Consider the following 19,712-nt stretch of genomic DNA (forward strand, 5'->3'; position numbering starts at 1 on the left):
TTCCCGCTTTTTCCATGCATAATTGCTTTTGAAAAAGTTTCTTCCCGCCTTGTCACCTGAATTCCCCTGTAAAGTTCGATGATCGCCCGCCTGATCCCTGTTGCCCTGTTGCCGCATGTTTAATTCACCTTACCAGCGCCTGCGCGCCAGCCTGCGCGTGCTGTACGGCTCGTCGATCTATGGCGCCCTGCTGCTGGTGGTGTTTGGCGGCCTGGTCGTGCCCGCCATTTTCGGCAGCTATGTATTGGTCGGCGTGCATGAGCGCCAGTCGGCGCGCACCAGCCTGAACGAGGCCTTGCAGCGCAATGCCGACATCCTGGCGCTGGGCATGCAGGAGTCGCTGTGGAACATGAATGCGGAATCGGCCCATTCGCTGGTCGAATCGGTGATGCGCGACCGCGCCGTGCTGCTGGTGAAGGTACTGGGGCAGGGTGACACGGAATTCATCCGTCTGCAGGCGCCGCAGCGGCCCGTGGGCAATCTGTACCGCGCCGAACGCGACATCCTCGTGCGCGGCGAACGCATCGGCCATATCGTCGTCGAGATGGACGACGCGCGCAGCCAGCAGGAGCTGCGCGAAAAGCAGATGTCCTATATTTTCGTGCTGGGCGCGCAGCTGGCCGTGTCGATGGCGCTGATCGTGCTGTTCCTGAACCGCCGCCTGCTCAAACCCCTGCGCCGCCTGACGCGCTTTTCCGACCGCCTGTCGCACGGCGATTTCGACACGCCGCTGACGTCGCACAGCAATGATGAACTGGGTCGCCTGACGGCCCAGCTCGAGCAAATGCGCGCGGCCATCGGCCAGCTGTTCGAGGATGTGGGCCAGCGCGAAGAGCGTTTCCGCACCATCGTCACGCAGGTGCCGGGCGCCGTCTTCCGCTACCGGCCCGATGGGCCCATCGATTTCGTCAGCGACGCCATCGAAGAGATCGCCGGCTACTCGGCGCACCAGTTCATGCGCGGCACCACGCATGCCTGGGCCGACCTGATCTGTCCGGAAGACCGGCGCGAGCACCGCCGCGCCGTGCGCCAGGCGGTGGCCGACGAACGGCCGTATGCGCTCGAATACCGCATCATCGACGCTTTCGGCATCGAGCGCTGGGTGGCCGAGAATGGCCAGCCGCAGGCGGGCGAGCAGGGCGTCATCTGGATCGACGGCATCATTGCCGACATCAGCCAGCGCAAGCACCACGAGATGCGCATCGAGGCGCTGCTCACGGAGCAGAGCGCGATCCTCGACAACGTGATGTTCGGCGTGATGTTCGTGCGCCACCGCCGCATCATTTCCGTCAACCGTCGCTGCGAGGAACTGTTCGGCTACGGCCATGCCGAGATGACGGGCAGTTCCACCGCCATCGTGTTCATGACCTCATATGACTTCGAGGAGGCGGGCGAGCGCCAGTATCCGGCAATGGCCGCGGGCGGCGATTTCAGTGAGGAGCGCCAGTACAAGCGCCGCGACGGCAGCCTGTTCTGGGCGCTGGTCAGCGGTTGCGCGCTCGATCCCCTGCGCCCCAACGAGGGCAGCATCTGGGTGTATGCCGATATCACGGCGCGCAAGGAAGCCGAGGAAAAGCTGCGTTTGTCGGCCACCGTGCTCGAACATATCGCCGACGGCGTGATGGTGGTCGATGCGGACGGCATCATCGTCACCGTCAATCCCGCCTTCACGCAGATCACCGGCTATACCGAAGCCGAGGCGGTGGGCCAGCATTCTTCGCTGACACGCTCGGCGCGCCACGACTCTGCGTTCTACCAGGCCATGTGGGACGAATTGAAGGCCAGCGGTTTCTGGCGCGGCGAGATCTGGCACCAGCGCAAGAACGGCGAGCTGTATCTGGAGTGGCTGACCATCAGCGCCGTGCGCGACGCGCGCGCCGGCACCACGCATTACGTGGGCGTGTTCAGCGATATCACGCTGGTCAAGCAGTCACAGGAAAAGCTCGACCACATGGCCCACCACGATCCGCTGACGGCGCTGCCGAACCGGCTGCTGTTCCACGACCGCCTGCAGCACGCGCTGCTGCGCGCCGCGCGCGACCAGGAGCAGCTGGCCGTGCTGTTCATCGACCTGGACCGCTTCAAGAACGTCAACGACACCCTGGGCCATCACGTGGGCGACGAATTGCTGCAGAAGGTGGCCGGCCAGCTGGCGGCCCGCCTGCGCGAAGGCGACACCCTGGCGCGCCTGGGCGGCGACGAGTTCATCGTGCTGCTTGAGGGTATCGACGGCGAGTACGGCGCGACGCAGGTGGCGGAAAAGCTGATGACCATGTTCGACCAGCCGTTCACGGTGGCCGACCACGAACTGTTCGTCACCTGCAGCGTGGGCATCAGCCTGTATCCGGACGATGCGCTGGACTTGAACATGCTGATACGCAATGCTGACGTGGCCATGTACCAGGCCAAGGCGCGCGGGCGCAACGGCTACCGCTTCTATGCGCCGTCGATGACGGGCGAGGGCGTCGAGCGCCTGCGTCTGGAAACCTTTTTGCGCCGTTCGCTGGAAAAGCACGAGATGTTCCTCAATTACCAGCCGCAGGTGGAAATCGACACGGGCCGCCTGGTCGGCGTCGAGGCGCTGGTGCGCTGGAACCACCCGGAACTGGGCTTGGTGCCGCCCGCGCGTTTCATCCCGCTGGCCGAAGACAGCGGTTTCATCAACCAGTTGGGAAAATGGGTGCTCGACGAAGCGTGCCGCCAGATGATGCGCTGGCAGGCGCAAGGCTTGCATGTGCCGAAGATGGCCGTCAACCTGTCCGTCAAGCAGTTCGAACGGGGCAGCATCGCCGGCATGGTGGCCGCCATCTTGCAGGAAACGGGTCTCGAGCCGCAGCGGCTGCAGCTGGAAGTGACGGAGTCCGTCATCATGAACACGGGCGACGCCCTCGGTTTCATCAATGATTTGCACGCCATCGGCGTGGGTCTGGCCATCGACGATTTCGGCACCGGCTATTCCTCGCTCGCGTATCTGAAACAGCTGCCCGTGCAGACCTTGAAGATCGACCGCTCCTTCATCAAGGATATCTCGACGGACGTCAATGACGAAGCGATTGCGATTGCCATCATCCAGCTGGGCAAGAGCATGCAATTGTCCGTGATCGCCGAAGGCGTGGAGACGGAAGAGCAGGCGGCCTTCCTGCTGCGCCATGGCTGCAAGCTGGCGCAAGGTTATTTTTATAGCCGTCCGGTGCTGGCACAGGATATGCTGGAGCGCTGGATCGATCACTCATTACTATAAAGGACAGCCCATGGCCGCACAATCCTCCCCGTCGCGCCGCCGTTTCCTGCTCGGCGGCCTTGGCCTCGGCGTGGCCGGCGTGGGCGCCCTGGTACTGGGATGGGGCGTGCTGCCGCCGCGCCAGCGCCTGCATGGCAGTTCGCCGCTGCCGCTCCAGGATGGCGCCGTGGCCTTGAACGGCTGGCTGGCCATAGGCACGGATGGCACGGTGACCCTGGCCATGCCGCGCAGCGAGATGGGGCAGGGCGTGCACACGGCCTTGCCCATGCTGGTGGCCGAGGAGCTCGACGTGCCGCTGGCCAGCGTCAAACTGATCCAGGCGCCGAACGATAAAATCTTCGGCAACGTCGCCATGCTCAAGGATAGCCTGCCGTTCCATCCCGATGACCAGGGCCGCGTCAAAGCGCTGGCCCAGTGGACGGTGGCCAAGGCGGCGCGCGAACTGGGCGTAATCGTCACGGGCGGCTCGTCGAGCGTGAAGGATGGCTGGGGTCCGATGCGCGAGGCGGGGGCGTCCGCGCGCGCCATGCTGGTGGGGGCCGCCGCCGCGTTGTGGCAGGTGCCGGCCGCGCAATGCCGCACGGAAAATGGCGCCGTGGTCCACCCCGATGGCCGGCGCGCCAGCTACGCCAGCCTGGCGCAGCGCGCCGCAGCCATCGATCCGGGCACGCCCGTGCTGAAGTCGCCCAAGGATTTCAAACTGATCGGCCAGCCGGCGCCGCGCCGCGACACGCCGGCCAAAGTCAACGGCAGCGCGCGTTTCGGCATCGATGCGCGTCCGCCCGGCATGCTGTACGCGGCCCTGCATCTGCCGCCGCGTCTGGGCGATACCTTGTCCGCGTTCGATGCGGCGCCCATCCTGGCCATGCCCGGCGTTAAAAAGGTGGTGGACCTGACGCCGCAGCTGGCCCAGCGCAGCGTGTCTTGCGCGGCCGTGGTGGCCGACACCTGGTGGCGCGCCAGACAGGCGGCGGCCGCCTTGCCGACGCAGTGGAAGGCGGGTCCGCAAGCGAACTTGTCCAGCGCCGGCGTGTATGCGGAATTTTCCCGCCTGCTGGATAGCGAAGCCGGTTATGCCTACCACGCCAGCGGCGAGGTGGAGGGCAAGGCCGTGCAGGGCATGCGGCAGGTCAGCGCCGAGTACCGCGCGCCGTTCCTCGCGCACGCCGCCATGGAACCCGTCAACTGCACCGCGCAGGTGAAAAATGGCAAGGTGATGCTGTGGGTGTCGACGCAGGCGCCCGGCATCGCCGTCGACGTGGCGGCGAAAGTGGCCGGGGTCGATGCGCAGGACGTCAGCATCGAAGTGCTGCTGCTCGGCGGCGGTTTCGGCCGCCGCCTGGAAGTGGACATGGTGGCGCAAGCCGTGGCCATCGCGCTGCAGTGCGATGGCGCGCCCGTGCAGCTGGTGTGGACGCGCGAACAGGACACCAAGCACGATATGTACCGTCCCGCCGCGCTGGCCCGCTTTGCGGCCCGGCTCGACGAGCATGGCCGCATCGCTTCCTGGGACAATAAATCCGTCAGCGGCTCCATCACGCACCAGTACCTGCAGCGTAATTTCGGCCTGCCCGGCGCGGGGCCGGACAAGACCACGGCGGAAGGCGAATTCGACATGCCGTATGAAATCGCCAACCAGCGCATCGCCCACGTGATCGCCGACAGTGCCGTGCCGGTCGGCTACTGGCGCTCCGTCGGGCATTCGCATAATGCATTCTTCAAGGAAAGCTTTATCGACGAACTGGCGCATGCGGCGGGGCAGGATGGCATCGCCTTCCGCCGCGCCATGCTGACGCAGCATCCGCGCCACCTGGCCGTGCTCGATGCAGCCGTCGCCAGGGCGGGCAGCCCGCCACCGGGCCATGCGCATGGCGTGGCCCTGCACCAGTCGTTCGGCAGCATCGTCGCGCAAGTGGCACAAGTGTCCGTGGAAAACGGCGAGATCCGCGTGCAGCGCGTCGTGTGCGCCATCGATTGCGGCATCGCCGTCAATCCGAACATTATCGCCCAGCAGATGGAGTCGGCCGTGCTGTTCGGCCTGTCGGCGGCGCTGGGCGGCGAGATCACGTTCCAGGAAGGGAAGGTCGAGCAAGGCAACTTCCACGACTATCCCGTGCTGCGCATGGGGCAAACGCCCGAGGTGGAAACCATCATCATCGCCAGCGCCGAGCATCCGGAAGGCGTGGGCGAACCGGGCACGCCGCCGATCGCGCCGGCCGTGGCCAACGCCGTGTTCAGTCTGACGGGCAAACGCCTGCGCAGCTTGCCGCTGCGCCTGGCTTGATGCGGATCAAGCGAGGGTGGTGGCCAGCAGGGTGCGCAGATTGCAGTCGCGCTGCCAGTCGCGCCGTTCCTGTGTGCTGCCGGCCAGCGCCGCCAGTTCCCCGGCGCTGAGTGCCTGCTGCGCCTGCACCATGCGGTGCGCCAGGCCGCCGTCGGGCAGCACGGTGCCGAAGAAGGCCACGTTGTCTTCGCGCTGGATCAGCAGGGTGGGGAAGTTGTCGATGTCGAGGTCGCCCACCACGTCGGCCTGGTCTTCGATGTCGATCCAGACGAAGACGGTGTCTGGATGGCGCGCGGCCAGTTCCTCGAACGTGGCGCGGTAGCTGCCGCAAGTGCCGCACCACAGCGCGCACAGGCAGGCCACGGTCCAGCGCGGGCCGGCCAGGGCTGCCGCGACGTCGGCGCGGTTATCGGTCGTGAGGGTCAGGCTGTGCATGGTCGTATCAGATCAGTAGGCGGATGGGCGCGGGTGCCCGATGCGCGTATTCTACCGCGCCCGGCCCCCTCAGTCCCGAGAATGCATGAGCTTGTTTGTGGGTGTTTTTTGATGCAATACACCTTTCTGGTGGATAATGCTGATAATTGCGCGCTGATTACGCTGGTCCATGCTGTTTCCTGGCCCCGCAGCCTGACCCCCTCCAGTCTGTTTTCATGCCCTGCCCGGTGTCAGCGCTCCCGCCTTTGTTTATTTTATTATGGAATTAGCCAGCTTATGTTGAGTTACCGCCACGCCTTTCACGCGGGTAATCACGCCGATGTGTTGAAACATTATGTGCAGATTCAGTTGTTGCAATATCTGAATCAAAAAGATACCGCCTATAGTTATATCGATACCCATTCCGGCGCGGGCGTGTATGCGCTCGACGGTGGTTATGCCTCGAAAAATGCCGAGTACGAAACGGGCATCGCGCCCCTGTGGGACCGCACGGACTGGCCGGCCTCGCTGGCCGAGTACATGAAGCTGATCAAGGAAATGAATCCGAGCGGCAAGATGCGCTACTACCCGGGTTCGCCGTACTGCGCCGACAAGGTCAGCCGCGAGCAAGACCGTCTGCGCCTGTTCGAGCTGCATCCTGCCGATGCCAAGATTCTGGCTGACAACTTCCGCAAGGTCGAGGCGCATGCGCTGGCCCAGGGCGAGCGTCCGACCGTGCGCGGCAAGCGCGTGCTCATCACCAAGGCGGACGGTTTCCAGAGCCTGAAAGCCCTGCTGCCGCCGCCATCGCGCCGCGCGCTGGTGCTGATCGATCCGCCATACGAAGACAAGATGGATTACCGCAAGGTCAAAGATACCTTGGCCGACGCCCTCGTGCGCTTCCCGTCCGGCATGTATGCCGTCTGGTACCCGGTGCTGCAGCGCATGGAATCGCGCCAGTTCGCCGACAAACTCAAGCAATTGCCCAGCTCGGACTGGCTGCACGTGACCCTGACCGTCAACACGCCGTCGCCGGACGGCTTCGGCTTGCACAGCAGCGGCATGTTCATCCTGAACCCGCCGTACACCCTGGAGCCGATGCTGCGCGAAGTCATGCCCTACCTGGTGAAGGTGCTGGGCCGAGACGATGGCGCGAAGTTTGTGCTGGAGACGGGCAAGGGCGGTCAGAAAAATACCGGAACAAGAAGAGTGTAGTCATACTCGGTTTGGTAGCGCTGTAATGAAAAACGCCACGATCATTCGATCATGGCGTTTTTTTATGGGCGGAAGATTACTGACCCAACAGCAAGAACACGGTCGGTTTCTTGTGGAAGTCCGGCGCCTTGCCGGCGGCCAATTGTTTCTTCCACTGTCCGCCATTCCACGTCTGCACGTTTTCCGAGTCCAGGCTCAGGTCGGTGGCGACGCAGATCAGGGTCGATGGCGCGCATTGGGCCACGAGGGCTTCGAGCATGGCGGCGTTGCGATATGGCGTTTCGATGAACAGCTGAGTTTGCTTTTCATTGCGCGAACGGCTTTCCAGTTCCTTGATGCGCTTGGCGCGCAGGGCCGCGTCCGTGGGCAGGTAGCCGTTGAAGGCGAAGCTCTGGCCGTTCAAGCCGCTGGCCATCACGGCCAGCAGGATCGACGACGGGCCCACCAGCGGGCGTACTTTAATGCCGTGCTGATGCGCCAGGCGCACCAGGTCGGCGCCGGGGTCGGCCACGGCGGGCACGCCCGCCTCCGACACGAGGCCCGCATCGCGTCCCGCCAGCAGCGGTGCCAGCAAGCCGGCCAGCGCTTGCGCCGGGGTATTAACGTTGAGTTCGGAAATCGTGATTTCCTGCAGCGGCTTGGCCAGCGGATGCTGGTTGCCGATCAATTTGAGGAAGGCGCGCGCCGTCTTGGCGTTTTCCGCAACGAAATAATCGAGTTGTGAGGTGATCTGCCGCACCTGCTCGGGAATGATGCGGGCCAGCGGGTCGATGGCGCCGTCGGACAGGCCGAGGTGGTTGGGGATCAGGTACAGGGTGCCGGTCATATTCTTTTTGTCGGTAATTTAAATGGTGAAAAATGTGACGCCCGCCTTGCGCAGCATGCCGGTGAGGGCGATCAGCGGCAAGCCGGTGAGGGCGGTCGGGTCGGTGCTGTCGATACGTTCGAGCAGGGCGATGCCCAGGCCTTCGTTCTTGGCGCTGCCGGCGCAGTCGTACGGCTGCTCGATGTGCAGGTAGGCGTCCAGTTCCGCGTCGGGCAAGTCGCGCACGGTGACGAGGGTCTGGATATCTTCCACCTGGGCCACGGCCGGAGTGTGGCGCCCGTCGAGCAGGCATAGTGCAGTGTGGAACACGGTCTGGCGCCCGCGCATGGTTTGCAGTTGGCGCAGGGCATAGTCATGGTTGCCGGGCTTGCCGATCTGCGCGCCGTCCAGGGTGGCGACCTGGTCGGAGCCGATGACGAGACTGCCGGGATAGCGGTCGAGCACGGCCTGTGCCTTGGCCTGGGCCAGGCGCAAGGCCGTGGCGCTGGGGCTTTCGCCTGGCAGGGGGCTTTCGTCGAGATCGGGCACGGCCACCTCGAAAGGCAGGCGCAGGCGTTGCAGCAATTCCTTGCGGTAGGTCGAACTCGATGCAAGAATCAAGCGCAATGGGGCGGAAGTTGGTATCATTCGGTAGTGGATGGCGGCCGGCATGGCCGCGCAGGTCGATGTCAGTGGGATTTCACGCAAATTCCAGGGCGCAGAGCCCATAACTGAGGCTCCATGCGGCATGACGGTGTTGATGAAGTTGTCATGTTGATGGCAATGATCGCGTCAAAAAAGATGCTTAGCCTTTGACTCCGTGCTAAAAACCCTGTTATTATCGCAGGTTTTCCGGGGAAATTTTCTACCAATGAATGCTTTTGTGATCGACGCCTTTGATTTTTGTCGTATCAGCGGGAGCCGCGAGGGTGTAACTCCTGTCGCTGAAATGACCCGGTTGACCAAGGATTGTGCAGATAATTCCGGCGAGATCGCCTGGAAGATCGTCGGCGGCACCAGCAAGCTGGGCTACCCACAACTGACCTTGTCGGTCAACGGCACCGTTCAGCTGGTTTGCCAGCGCTGCCTGACTCCGTATGCTTACGCAATTGATTCGACGACCACTCTGATGCTGGGCAAGGATGACGAGCACGCGGACGAGATCGAAGAAATCATCAACGATGAATCGATCGACGTGATCGTCGGCAGCCGCAGCATGGATGCCGCGGCCCTGATCGAAGATGAAGCCTTGCTGGCCCTGCCGCAGGTACCCAAACACGACGTCTGCCCCGATACGGCGCAGCTCGATGCTCTCAAGACTGAAAAGAAGTCGCCGTTTGCGGCACTGAAAGACTTGAAGTCAGAATAAGTTAAGAGAATAAGTTAAGTAGTAGTGGTAGTTTGTAGGGGGCCTCAAAAACCGTAGCGAGCGGCCCAATATCGTCTTGAGTAGCGCAAGCGTACGAAAGTACTGAGCGCCGCCGAGGCGATAGTGGGACGCGCAGTAGGTTTGTGAGGTCCCTTTTAGAGAACGTGTCAAACGCGTGTAGTAATCGAGTATGGCAAGTGTAGTGAAATGTAATTGTAATAAACGATGTCGGTCCGGGCTATTTTCGGGTAGTCTTTGCCGCTGGGATACTCGATTCGCATGTATTTGCCAATCGATTGTGCTAAAATTTTAGAACTTATGTATTAGGAGTCATCATGGCAGTTCAACAGAACAAGAAAACCCCTTCCAAGCGCGGCATGCACCGTTCGCACGACTTCCTGGTCGCGCCGCAATTGAGCGTCGAGCCAGTTACCGGCGAAACACACATGCGTCACCATATCAGCCCTAACGGCTTCTATCGTGGCCGTAAAGTGTTGAAGACCAAAAACGACGAGTAATCGACGTTTTTGTTGGGTAAGATGAAAGCGGTGTTGCGTGGTTATTCGGCGTGGCGCCGCTTCTTCTTTTTTATCGGCTGCAATTCATCTTGCACACCCGTCATTTTGAATCACGCTGTCCAGGCCTGTGCATGACATGCTGCGCCCTGCATATGCTCCAGTCCGATTCACATCTTGCCGCACGCCCGCAGCGGTATTGAATCAACACAAATGACAATCAAAATTTCTATCGACTGCATGGGCGGAGATCACGGTCCCTCAGTCACTATCCCCGCAGCAATTTCCTTCGTAAAACATGAGCCTGAAGCCGAACTGATCCTTGTTGGATTGGAAGACGTGATTCGTGCCGAACTGAAGAAACATAAAGCCGACACGCATCCGCGCCTGTCGGTATTGCATGCCTCCGAACAAGTTACCATGGACGATCCCCTGGAAGTGGCCCTGCGCCGCAAGAAGGACTCCTCCATGCGCGTGGCCATCGAACAGGTCAAGAGCGGCGCGGCGCAAGCCTCCGTTTCCGCCGGTAATACGGCAGCCTTGATGGCCGTGTCGCGCTACGTATTGAAAACCATGTCCGGCGTCGACCGCCCGGCCATCTGCAGCATCTTGCCGAATCAAAAGAACGGCCCGACCTACATGCTGGACCTGGGCGCCAACGTCGATTGCGAACCGCATCACTTGCACCAGTTCGCCATCATGGGCTCCGTGCTCGTGTCCGCCATGGAGGGTATCGAACGTCCCACGATCGGCTTGCTGAACGTGGGCACGGAAGATATCAAGGGCAATGAAGTGGTGAAACTCACCTCGAAGCTGCTGCAGGCCGACCACGAGCGTGGCGCGCTGAACTTCTACGGCAACGTGGAAGGCAACGATATCTTCAAAGGCACGACCGATATCGTCGTCTGCGACGGTTTTGTCGGCAATGTCACCCTGAAAGCCATCGAAGGCCTGGCGCGCTTCATGAAAGACGTGCTCACTTCCGAATTCAAGCGCAATCCGATTACCATGCTGGGCGCGCTGATCGCCCGCGGGGCCCTGAAAGCCATCGGCAACCGCTTGAATCCATCGCGTTACAACGGCGCCAGCCTGCTGGGCCTGCGTGGCCTCGTCTTCAAGAGCCATGGCAGCGCCGATGCCTATTCCTTCGAATGGGCCTTGCGCCGCGCCTTTGATGCGGCAAAAAATGACGTGCAAGCGCACTTGGCCAGCATGATCGCCGAGTTGATGCCACGCACGCCAGTTCCGGATGAACCTACATCAACAAGCTCTACCATTTAGTGGACGGGTACTTGCATGACTATTTTTAGCAAAACTTACAGCAAAATTATCGGTACCGGCAGCTACCTGCCGGAGAAGCGCGTCACCAACCAGGACTTGACCGAACAGCTCGCCGCCAAGGGCATCGAGACGTCGGATGAATGGATCGTCTCGCGCAGCGGCATCTCGGCGCGCCATTACGCGGCGCCAACGCAAAACTCATCGGACCTGGGCGTGGAAGCGGCCAAAAAGGCCCTGGAGATGGCTGGCCTGAACGGCAACGACCTCGACCTGATCATCGTCGCCAGCTCGACCCCCGACTTCTTCGGCAGCTTCCCCAGCACCGCCTGCATCGTGCAAAACAAGCTGGGCATCACGAACAATTGCGCCGCCGTCGACGTGCAAGCCGTCTGCAGCGGTTTCGTGTATGCGGTGGCCACGGCCGACAGTTTTATTCAATCGGGCATGCATAAAAACGTGCTGGTGATCGGCGCCGAAGTATTTTCGCGCATCCTCAATTTCGACGACCGCGGCACGTGCGTGCTGTTCGGCGACGGCGCTGGCGCCATCGTCATGACGGCATCGAAAGAGCCGGGCATTCTGGCCACCAAGCTGCACGCGGACGGCCGCCACTCGGACATCCTCAGCGTGCCGGGCAGCCTGGCTGGCGGCGCGCTGGCCGGCAGCGCCTTCCTGTACATGGATGGCCCGGCCGTGTTCAAGCTGGCCGTGTCCGTGCTGGAAAAGGTCGCGCACGAAGCCCTCGAACACGCCAACATGACGTCGGACCAGATCGACTGGCTGATCCCGCACCAGGCAAATATCCGCATCATGAACAGCACGGCGAAGAAACTCGGCTTGCCACTGGCAAAGATGGTTGTCACCGTCGACCAGCACGGCAATACCTCGGCCGCTTCGATCCCGCTGGCGCTCGACATCGCCGTGCGCGACGGCCGGGTCAAGAAGGGCGACAACGTCATGATGGAAGGCGTGGGCGGCGGCTTTACCTGGGGCGCCGTGCTGGCAAGGATGTGATAGCCGAAGGCTGACTTTTGGGTCCGACCCGTCGGGGGAATACATTCCAATGGAATGCATTCCGATCCCGCAGGGACGTACCCCAGCAGTTGCCTTTGGGTCTCTGATTCTCTAAATAGTAAAAAAACGGAGTCGACATGACACAATTTGCATTTGTTTTCCCAGGCCAAGGCTCGCAAGCGATTGCGATGCTCGACGGTTTCGCCGGCAACCCTGTGGTTGCGCAAACGGTCGCCGAAGCGTCGGACGCCCTGCAATTCGACCTGGGCAAGCTGATCGCCGAAGGTCCGAAGGAAGAGCTGGACCTGACCACCAATACGCAACCGGTGATGCTGACGGCGGCCGTCGCCTTTTATCGCGCCTGGCTGGCAGCGGGCGGCCCCGTGCCGACGGTCGTGGCCGGTCACAGCCTCGGTGAATACTCGGCGCTGGTCGCCGCCGGCGTGATCTCGTTCAAGGATGCCGTGCCGCTCGTGCGTTTCCGCGCGCAAGCCATGCAGGAAGCCGTACCGGTAGGGCAGGGCACGATGGCTGTCGTGCTGGGCCTGTCGGACGACGACGTGCGCGCCGCCTGTGCGGAAGCGGCGGCGGAAAACCCGACCCTGGTGGTCGAACCCGTCAATTTCAATGCGCCTGCGCAAGTGGTCATCGCCGGTCACACGGCGGCCGTCGAACGTGCCTGCGAACTGGCCAAGGCCAAGGGCGCCAAGCGCGCCATGAAGCTGCCCGTCTCCGCGCCATTCCACTCGTCGCTGCTGAAACCGGCATCGGACCGCTTGCGCGAGTACATGGCCGGCCTGACGTTCGCCGCGCCGCAGATCGCCCTGATCAACAACGTCGACGTGGCCATCGTCAACGACGTCGCCGGCATCAAGGATGCGCTCGTGCGCCAGGCAGCCAGTCCCGTGCGCTGGGTGGAAACCATGCAAAAAGTGGCGGCAGACGGCATCACGCAAGTGATCGAATGCGGTCCGGGCAAGGTCCTGATGGGCCTGGCCAAGCGCATCGATCCCGTGCTGGTGGGCGACGCCATCGTCGATCAGGCTTCGCTGGAACGCATTTTGACGCAGCTCAAATAAACATCAGATCGCGGCAGCCTGCCTGCCGCGCTTGCTTTTAAGGATACTCATGAATTTAGCAAATCAAGTCGTGCTGGTCACGGGCGCCTCGCGCGGCATCGGCCGCGCCATTGCCACCGAACTGGGCAAACAGGGTGCTACCGTGGTTGGCACCGCCACCTCGGAAAGCGGTGCGCAAGCGATCACCGATTACCTGGCCGCCGAAGGCGTCACGGGCAAGGGTCTGGTCCTGAACGTGACCGATGCGGCGCGCTGCGCAGCCGTTGTCGATGAAGTGCAGAAAGCCTACGGCAGCCTGTCGATCCTCGTCAACAATGCGGGCATTACGCAAGACCAGCTGGCCATGCGCATGAAGGATGAAGAGTGGGACAGCGTGATTTCCACGAACCTGTCGGCCGTCGGCCGCCTGTCGCGCGCCGTACTGCGCGGGATGATGAAAGCCAAAACTGGGCGTATCATTAATATCACGTCGGTGGTGGCTTCGTCGGGCAATCCGGGGCAAATGAATTACGCGGCGGCCAAGGCCGGCGTGGAAGGCATGAGCCGCGCCCTGGCGCGCGAAATCGGCAGCCGCAACATTACCGTGAACTGCATCGCCCCTGGCTTCATCGATACCGACATGACCAAGGCCCTGAGCGAAGAGCAGCACGCGGCCCTGTTGACGCAAATTCCCCTGTCCCGCCTGGGTAAACCGGAAGACGTGGCGGCGGCGGTGGCCTTTTTGGCCTCGCCGCAAGCGGCCTACATCACGGGCACCACCCTGCACGTGAACGGCGGTATGTACATGAATTGATGTGAAAGCTAGACGGGGCGGGCGTTTGTGGCATCATTCAATGGCCGTTTTTGTCTATAATCGCATCTTTTAGCAGCAGCTTCGGTCGAATTAGCAGCAGACACCGAAATTAGTATTCGGACGCGCAAACCTGATAAAATGCGCGCACTTTCCGTAACACACACTTTGGAGCCATAACATGTCGGATATCGAACAACGCGTTAAGAAAATCGTCGCTGAGCAACTGGGCGTTGCAGAAGCAGACATCAAAATCGAATCCTCCTTCGTCGACGATCTCGGCGCCGATTCCCTGGACACCGTGGAACTGGTCATGGCCCTGGAAGACGAATTCGAAATGGAAATCCCTGACGAACAAGCTGAAAAAATCACCACCGTGCAACAGGCGATCGACTACGCCACCGCACACGTCAAGGCCTAAGCCTGTCTGACCGACTTCAGGAGAATCGCTTGAGCCGTTCTAAAAACCGTCGTGTTGTTGTCACCGGCCTGGGCTGCGTTTCACCTGTCGGCAATACTATTGCCGAGGCGTGGGGCGCAATCATTGAAGGTAAATCCGGCATTGCCACGATTACCAAGTTTGATGCACAGCCATTCACCACGCATTTTGCCGGTGAAGTCAAAGGCTTCAATATCGAAGAGTACATCTCCGGTAAGGAAGCCCGCCACATGGATACCTTTATCCATTACGGCATGGCTGCCGGCATCCAGGCGATGCAGGACTCCGGCCTGGAAGTGACCGAGGAAAACGCCGAGCGCATCGGCGTGATCATCGGTTCCGGTATCGGCGGCTTGCCGCTGATCGAGGAAACCAAGTCCGAGTACGAAAAGCGCGGTCCGCGCCGTATCTCGCCATTTTTCGTGCCTGCCTCGATCATTAACATGATCTCTGGCAACCTTTCGATCAAATATGGTCTGAAGGGCCCGAACCTGGCGATCGTGACGGCGTGTACCACCGGTTTGCACAGCATCGGTGCCGCAGCGCGCATGATCGAGTACGGCGATGCCGACGTCATGATCGCCGGTGGCGCTGAATCGACCGTGTCGCCGCTGGGCCTGGGCGGTTTCGCCTCGGCGCGCGCCTTGTCGACCCGCAACGACGATCCGGCAACGGCATCGCGTCCGTGGGATACCGATCGCGACGGCTTCGTGCTGGGCGAGGGCGCTGGCGTCATGGTGCTGGAAGACTACGAGCACGCGGTGGCCCGTGGTGCCAAGATCTATGCCGAAGTGCATGGTTTCGGGATGAGCGCAGATGCTTATCACATGACCTCGCCGCTGGAAGATGGTAGCGGCGGCAGCAAATCGGTGATCGCGGCCCTCAACAACGCCGGCTTGAACGCGGATCAGATTCAGTACCTGAACGCGCACGGCACGTCGACCCCGCAAGGCGACGTGGCGGAAGTGATGGGCATCAAACGCACCTTCGGCGAGCACGCCAAGAATCTGGTTGTCAACTCGACCAAGTCGATGACGGGCCATTTGCTGGGTGGCGCGGGCGGTCTGGAAGCGGTGTTTACGGTCCTGGCATTGCACCATCAGGTGTCGCCACCGACCATCAACATCTTCAACCAGGATCCGGCTTGCGATCTCGATTTCTGTGCCAACACGGCGCGGGATATGAAGATCGATTATGCAGTGAAGAATTCGTTCGGCTTCGGCGGCACGAATGGCACACTGATTTTCGGTAAAGCGAAATAAGCAGGAACTTTCAAGCGCTCGCTACGGTCAAATCGTAGTGAGCGCTGATTCGGCGCCAACGTTCGTTGGCGCCTGAATTTGCCCGGCATGTTGCCGGCGCGCCTTTTTTTTTCCCATGAAGTATGTCAATCGCAGTAGCGGCTGTCATTCGCACGCCTGTCTGTTTGCGTCTGTTGCAAGCGGCGCTGGGACTGTGCGCCTTGCTTGCCGCCTGGCCCCTGAGCGGTGCGTGGCGCGCTGCGGCGGTGCCTGGCCAACTGGTGGGCGGCTATGCGCTGGGCTGGCCCGGCGCGTTGCTGAGCACGGCTGGCGGCGTGTTGTTGCTCGCTTTGCTGCGCAGGCGCAGAAAGCCGCAGACGCTTGATATTTCGCCGGTTGGCCAATTGCGGCTGGCGGTATATCTGGAGCATGGAGGAGCGCCAGGGGCGGATGCCGGCGGGGTGGCGGCGCCGCCCGGCCCGGGGCCGTCACAGCCGTCAGGGCTGCGCCTGTTGCCGGGCTCGACCCTGTGGCCGTCGCTGCTGGTGCTGTGCCTTGCCGATGCCGCGGGGCGGCACACGCAGGTGCTGGTGCAGCGCGGCAGCGGCTGCCCCGCCTTCCGCCCGCTGGCCGTGGCGTGCCGGGCCATTGCGGCGCGGCGTGGGGGCGAATAAAAGTGGGGCGAACACTGAACTTCTTGCAGCGGGCCAACTCTATATCCATACAGGCGCCCACGCTGCATGACTACAGGGACATCGGGCGTGAGGACAGAGCGCGAGTATGATCAGTTACTGGTCGAGCGGGTGCAGGCTGGCGACAAACGGGCATTCGATGTGCTGGTATCGAAATACCAGCGCCGCTTGATGCGCCTCGTGTCGCGCCTGGTGCACGACCCGGCGGAGGCCGAAGATGTGGTGCAGGAAACCTTTATCAAGGCATACCGGGCGCTGCGCCATTTTCGCGGCGATGCCGCTTTTTATACCTGGCTGTACCGCATCGGCATCAATACGGCCAAGAATTATCTCGTCACGCAGGGCAGGCGCGCCGCCACGTCCAGCGATGCGGACGCCGAGCAGGCCGAGTCCTTCGATGACGGCAATAAATTGCGTGACAACAATACACCCGAATCGGTGCTGGCGAGCAAGCAGATTGCGGCCACCGTCAATGCGGCCATGGATGTGCTGCCCATCGAATTGCGCACGGCCATCGTGCTGCGCGAGATCGAGGGCCTGAGCTATGAAGAAATATCGGAGATCATGGCGTGCCCCATCGGCACCGTGCGCAGCCGGATTTTTCGCGCGCGCGAAGTGATTGCGGAAAAATTGAAACCGTTGCTGGACATGCCAATTGACAAGCGCTGGTAATCTGAAGAGTATGAGGTTGGCATGGCTGCGCCCGGTTTTCGCACCGATCCTCTTGAAATGGCAGGACCCATCATGGATACGCACACACGATTGCACGAGACTATTTCCGCCCTGGCCGATGGCGAGCTGGCGGCGAGCGAACTCGAACTGGCTTTTGCCGCCCTCGACACGGATGAGGGGCGGCAAGCCTGGAATGCCTATCGCCATATCGGTGACGTGCTGCGCTCGGAGCAGTGCGGCCATGCACTGAGCGCCCAGTTCGATGCACGTCTGGCCAGCCGCCTGGCCGCCGAGCCTGCGCCTGCCCATGCGGAACCGCTGCTGCCTCTGTCCGCCGCCATCGTGCCGCCGGGCGCAGCCGAACCGCTGGAGGCGGGGCCGCTGGCGCAGCGCTAGGACGTTTCGCCATCTTATGCCAGGCTTAACGTTCCTGTCGCCCTCTTGACACTGGCCTTCGGTACGATTGACACTGTGTGCAGGCAATATCTTGCTTTTGCGATATATTGTTGCTGCCATGCGCGCTACCGGATGGGTTTGCCCCGGGGACGCCGTCATGACGGCCAATCGTGCACGCAGGCAATCGCCTGATTCGCGTTTTGATCCGTTTATATATTCGAAGAGATCCTTTCCATGAAAAAAAACATGTGTGCCGCCAGCAAGTCGTTTTCAGTAAAGACGCTTTCCGCCTTATTGTTCGGTACCGCTGGCGTGTTTCTGGCTCCCACCATGCTGGGCCTGGCGCCACAGGCGCAGGCCGCCGTGCCGGCAGTGAAACTGCCTGATTTCTCGGACCTGGTCGACGCCGTGGGCCCGGCCGTGGTGAATATCCGCACCACCGAACGCCTGAGAATGGGCGGCGCCGGCGCCGGCAGTCAGGATGAGCAGGAAATGCAGGAATTCCTGCGCCGCTTCTTCGGCGGCGCCATGCCGACGCCGCGCCAGCAGGCGCCGCGTGGCGGCCGCCGCGCCGTGCCGCAGGAACAGGAAGTGCAACGCGGTGTCGGTTCCGGCTTCATCATCTCGGCCGATGGCTACGTGCTGAGCAATGCCCACGTGGTCGATGGCGCCGACGAGGTCTACGTCACGCTGACGGACAAGCGCGAATTCAAGGCCAAGGTGATCGGCGTCGATGCGCGCACCGACGTGGCCCTGCTGAAAATCGAGGGCGGCAACCTGCCGCGCCTGACTATCGGCGATTCGAACAAGATCCGCGTGGGCGAATGGGTGATCGCCATCGGCTCGCCGTTCAACCTGGAAAACACGGTGACGGCCGGCATTATTTCCGCGAAGTCGCGCGACACGGGCGACTACCTGCCGTTGATCCAGAGCGACGTTGCCGTCAATCCCGGCAACTCGGGCGGTCCCCTGATCAATATGCGCGGCGAAGTGATCGGCATCAATTCGCAGATCGCCACCCTGTCCGGCGCCTACAACGGCATTTCGTTTGCCGTGCCCATCGATGAAGCCATGCGCGTGGGCGAGCAGCTGAAAAAGACGGGCAAGGTCGTGCGCGGCCGCATCGGTGTGCAGATCGGCGAAGTGAGCAAGGACGTGGCGGGATCGCTGGGCTTGCCGAATGCCAAGGGCGCGCAAGTGTCGATGGTGGAGCCGGGCGGTCCGGCTGACAAGGCGGGCATCAAGCCGGGTGACATCATCCTGAAATTCAACGGCGCGCCGATCGAGCGTTCGTCAGACCTGCCGCGTCTGGTGGGCGGCGCTCCCGTCAACGGCAAGTCCACGCTCACCGTCTGGCGCAAGGGAGCACAGCAGGACATTCCCGTCACCGTCGTCGAGCTGGAAAGCGAGAAAACGGCGAAGAAGGGCGCCAGGGAGCCGGAAGCGCAAGCCGTCAATGCACTGGGGCTGAAGGTCAGCGACGTGCCGGCCGCGAAGAAACAGGAATTGAAGATCGACGCCGGCGTGCAGGTTGACGAGGCCGATGGCGTGGCGGCTCTGGCCGGCCTGCAGCCTGGCGACGTGATCTTGCAGCTGAATAACGTTGCCGTGAAAGACGCCAAGCAGTTCAACGCCCTCGTGGCCAAGCTCGATCCGAAAAAGACGTCGGCGGTGCTGGTGCGCCGCGGCGACGTAGCGCAATTCGTTTCGCTGCGCCCGTCGGCGAAGTAAGGTTCTGATTCACCTGCATCCCGGCTGTGGCCGGGATGCCTTTTTCTCTTTTCCATGCACTTCACGCTCTATTCCCGCAGTTATTGTCACCTTTGCCAGGACATGCTCGACGCCTTGCTCCTGCTGCAGCCGCCTGAAAAACCGTTCACCGTGGACGTGATCGACATCGACGCCTCGCCCGACGCCTCGCTGCTGGCCCGTTTCGACGAGTTGGTCCCGGTGCTGTTCGGCGACCTGGCGCAGCCCGAGCTCTGTCATTATTTTCTCGATGCGGCGGCCGTGCGGCGCTGCCTGATGTAGTTTAACTATCAATATTGACACTGCATTGCACCATTCTGGTGCTGAAAACAGCCGAAAAGATCGGCTTGCCCCGGTGCCGGCCTCATAAGACGGGCTTTCTACTCTGAAATCCGGTAAAATGGGGAGGTCGAAAAAGCTACTGTCCGAGGCAGCAGCTTCTGTCGCTTCAAAAGCGCTCGCCTGGGCATGCAGATGTCCTGCTCGGAGCGCTTTTTTCATCATGAGTGGGGCGCC

At 61.8% G+C, this 19,712-nt stretch carries 19 protein-coding genes; 16 read left to right on the forward strand and 3 right to left on the reverse strand.

What is annotated here, in order from left to right:
* Positions 1–115 precede the first annotated feature (115 nt).
* Together CSQ95_RS22890 and CSQ95_RS22895 are read left to right on the forward strand one after the other, a co-directional pair.
* Positions 116–3,241 (forward strand): EAL domain-containing protein, encoded by a 3,126-nt coding sequence (locus CSQ95_RS22890; protein ID WP_099411190.1) that lies wholly within the window; start codon positions 116–118, stop codon positions 3,239–3,241.
* Between the two features lie 10 nt (positions 3,242–3,251).
* Positions 3,252–5,525 carry a xanthine dehydrogenase family protein molybdopterin-binding subunit gene (locus CSQ95_RS22895; RefSeq protein WP_180279139.1) on the forward strand — a complete coding sequence of 758 codons (2,274 nt, stop codon included), beginning with the start codon at positions 3,252–3,254 and terminating at the stop codon, positions 5,523–5,525.
* 6 nt (positions 5,526–5,531) lie between these two features.
* Here CSQ95_RS22895 and CSQ95_RS22900 read toward each other — a convergent pair whose 3' ends face one another.
* On the reverse strand, positions 5,532–5,960 hold the full coding sequence (locus CSQ95_RS22900; protein ID WP_099411191.1) for a thioredoxin family protein: 429 nt from the start codon (positions 5,958–5,960) through the stop codon (positions 5,532–5,534).
* 276 nt (positions 5,961–6,236) lie between these two features.
* On the opposite strand from CSQ95_RS22900, the gene CSQ95_RS22905 reads away from it, so the two are divergent.
* Positions 6,237–7,154: a 23S rRNA (adenine(2030)-N(6))-methyltransferase RlmJ gene (locus tag CSQ95_RS22905; RefSeq protein ID WP_092714677.1), complete on the forward strand. Its 918-nt coding sequence runs from the start codon at positions 6,237–6,239 to the stop codon at positions 7,152–7,154.
* Between the two features lie 76 nt (positions 7,155–7,230).
* On the opposite strand, the gene CSQ95_RS22910 is transcribed toward CSQ95_RS22905, so the two are convergent.
* Complete coding sequence (locus CSQ95_RS22910; protein ID WP_070223890.1) at positions 7,231–7,980, reverse strand: SAM-dependent methyltransferase; 750 nt, start codon at positions 7,978–7,980, stop codon at positions 7,231–7,233.
* A gap of 18 nt (positions 7,981–7,998) precedes the next feature.
* A complete protein-coding gene (locus tag CSQ95_RS22915) occupies positions 7,999–8,607 on the reverse strand; it encodes a Maf-like protein (RefSeq protein ID WP_099411232.1) in 609 nt (202 codons plus the stop codon).
* A 223-nt stretch (positions 8,608–8,830) separates the two neighbouring features.
* On the opposite strand from CSQ95_RS22915, the gene CSQ95_RS22920 reads away from it, so the two are divergent.
* From CSQ95_RS22920 to CSQ95_RS22980, 13 genes are all read left to right on the forward strand, one after another.
* Positions 8,831–9,328 (forward strand): DUF177 domain-containing protein, encoded by a 498-nt coding sequence (locus tag CSQ95_RS22920; RefSeq protein WP_099411192.1) that lies wholly within the window; start codon positions 8,831–8,833, stop codon positions 9,326–9,328.
* Positions 9,329–9,663: 335 nt separating this feature from the next.
* Complete coding sequence (gene rpmF / locus CSQ95_RS22925; protein ID WP_034749653.1) at positions 9,664–9,846, forward strand: 50S ribosomal protein L32; 183 nt, start codon at positions 9,664–9,666, stop codon at positions 9,844–9,846.
* Between the two features lie 210 nt (positions 9,847–10,056).
* The gene (gene plsX, locus CSQ95_RS22930; protein ID WP_099411193.1) at positions 10,057–11,124 is read left to right on the forward strand and encodes a phosphate acyltransferase PlsX; all 1,068 of its coding nucleotides are present in this window, start codon (positions 10,057–10,059) and stop codon (positions 11,122–11,124) included.
* A gap of 15 nt (positions 11,125–11,139) precedes the next feature.
* Positions 11,140–12,138 carry a beta-ketoacyl-ACP synthase III gene (locus CSQ95_RS22935; RefSeq protein WP_099411194.1) on the forward strand — a complete coding sequence of 333 codons (999 nt, stop codon included), beginning with the start codon at positions 11,140–11,142 and terminating at the stop codon, positions 12,136–12,138.
* Positions 12,139–12,275: 137 nt separating this feature from the next.
* Positions 12,276–13,217 carry an ACP S-malonyltransferase gene (fabD, locus tag CSQ95_RS22940; RefSeq protein ID WP_099411195.1) on the forward strand — a complete coding sequence of 314 codons (942 nt, stop codon included), beginning with the start codon at positions 12,276–12,278 and terminating at the stop codon, positions 13,215–13,217.
* Positions 13,218–13,266: 49 nt separating this feature from the next.
* On the forward strand, positions 13,267–14,010 hold the full coding sequence (gene fabG / locus CSQ95_RS22945; RefSeq protein WP_070223877.1) for a 3-oxoacyl-ACP reductase FabG: 744 nt from the start codon (positions 13,267–13,269) through the stop codon (positions 14,008–14,010).
* A 178-nt stretch (positions 14,011–14,188) separates the two neighbouring features.
* Positions 14,189–14,428, forward strand: coding sequence for an acyl carrier protein (gene acpP, locus CSQ95_RS22950; protein ID WP_008449912.1), 240 nt, complete (start codon positions 14,189–14,191; stop codon positions 14,426–14,428).
* Between the two features lie 29 nt (positions 14,429–14,457).
* On the forward strand, positions 14,458–15,708 hold the full coding sequence (gene fabF, locus CSQ95_RS22955; protein ID WP_070223875.1) for a beta-ketoacyl-ACP synthase II: 1,251 nt from the start codon (positions 14,458–14,460) through the stop codon (positions 15,706–15,708).
* 122 nt (positions 15,709–15,830) lie between these two features.
* On the forward strand, positions 15,831–16,361 hold the full coding sequence (locus tag CSQ95_RS22960; protein ID WP_143450055.1) for a hypothetical protein: 531 nt from the start codon (positions 15,831–15,833) through the stop codon (positions 16,359–16,361).
* 66 nt (positions 16,362–16,427) lie between these two features.
* Entirely contained in the window at positions 16,428–17,051 is a 624-nt protein-coding gene (rpoE, locus tag CSQ95_RS22965; RefSeq protein ID WP_180279140.1) for an RNA polymerase sigma factor RpoE, read from the forward strand.
* 72 nt (positions 17,052–17,123) lie between these two features.
* Positions 17,124–17,447 carry a sigma-E factor negative regulatory protein gene (locus CSQ95_RS22970; RefSeq protein WP_099411197.1) on the forward strand — a complete coding sequence of 108 codons (324 nt, stop codon included), beginning with the start codon at positions 17,124–17,126 and terminating at the stop codon, positions 17,445–17,447.
* Positions 17,448–17,681: 234 nt separating this feature from the next.
* Positions 17,682–19,178 carry a DegQ family serine endoprotease gene (locus CSQ95_RS22975; protein ID WP_099411198.1) on the forward strand — a complete coding sequence of 499 codons (1,497 nt, stop codon included), beginning with the start codon at positions 17,682–17,684 and terminating at the stop codon, positions 19,176–19,178.
* 54 nt (positions 19,179–19,232) lie between these two features.
* Positions 19,233–19,478, forward strand: a complete 246-nt coding sequence (locus tag CSQ95_RS22980; protein WP_099411199.1) for a glutaredoxin family protein — start codon at positions 19,233–19,235, stop codon at positions 19,476–19,478.
* Positions 19,479–19,712: the final 234 nt, after the last annotated feature.

The organism is Janthinobacterium sp. BJB304, from assembly GCF_002735765.1.
Classification (GTDB): domain Bacteria; phylum Pseudomonadota; class Gammaproteobacteria; order Burkholderiales; family Burkholderiaceae_D; genus Janthinobacterium.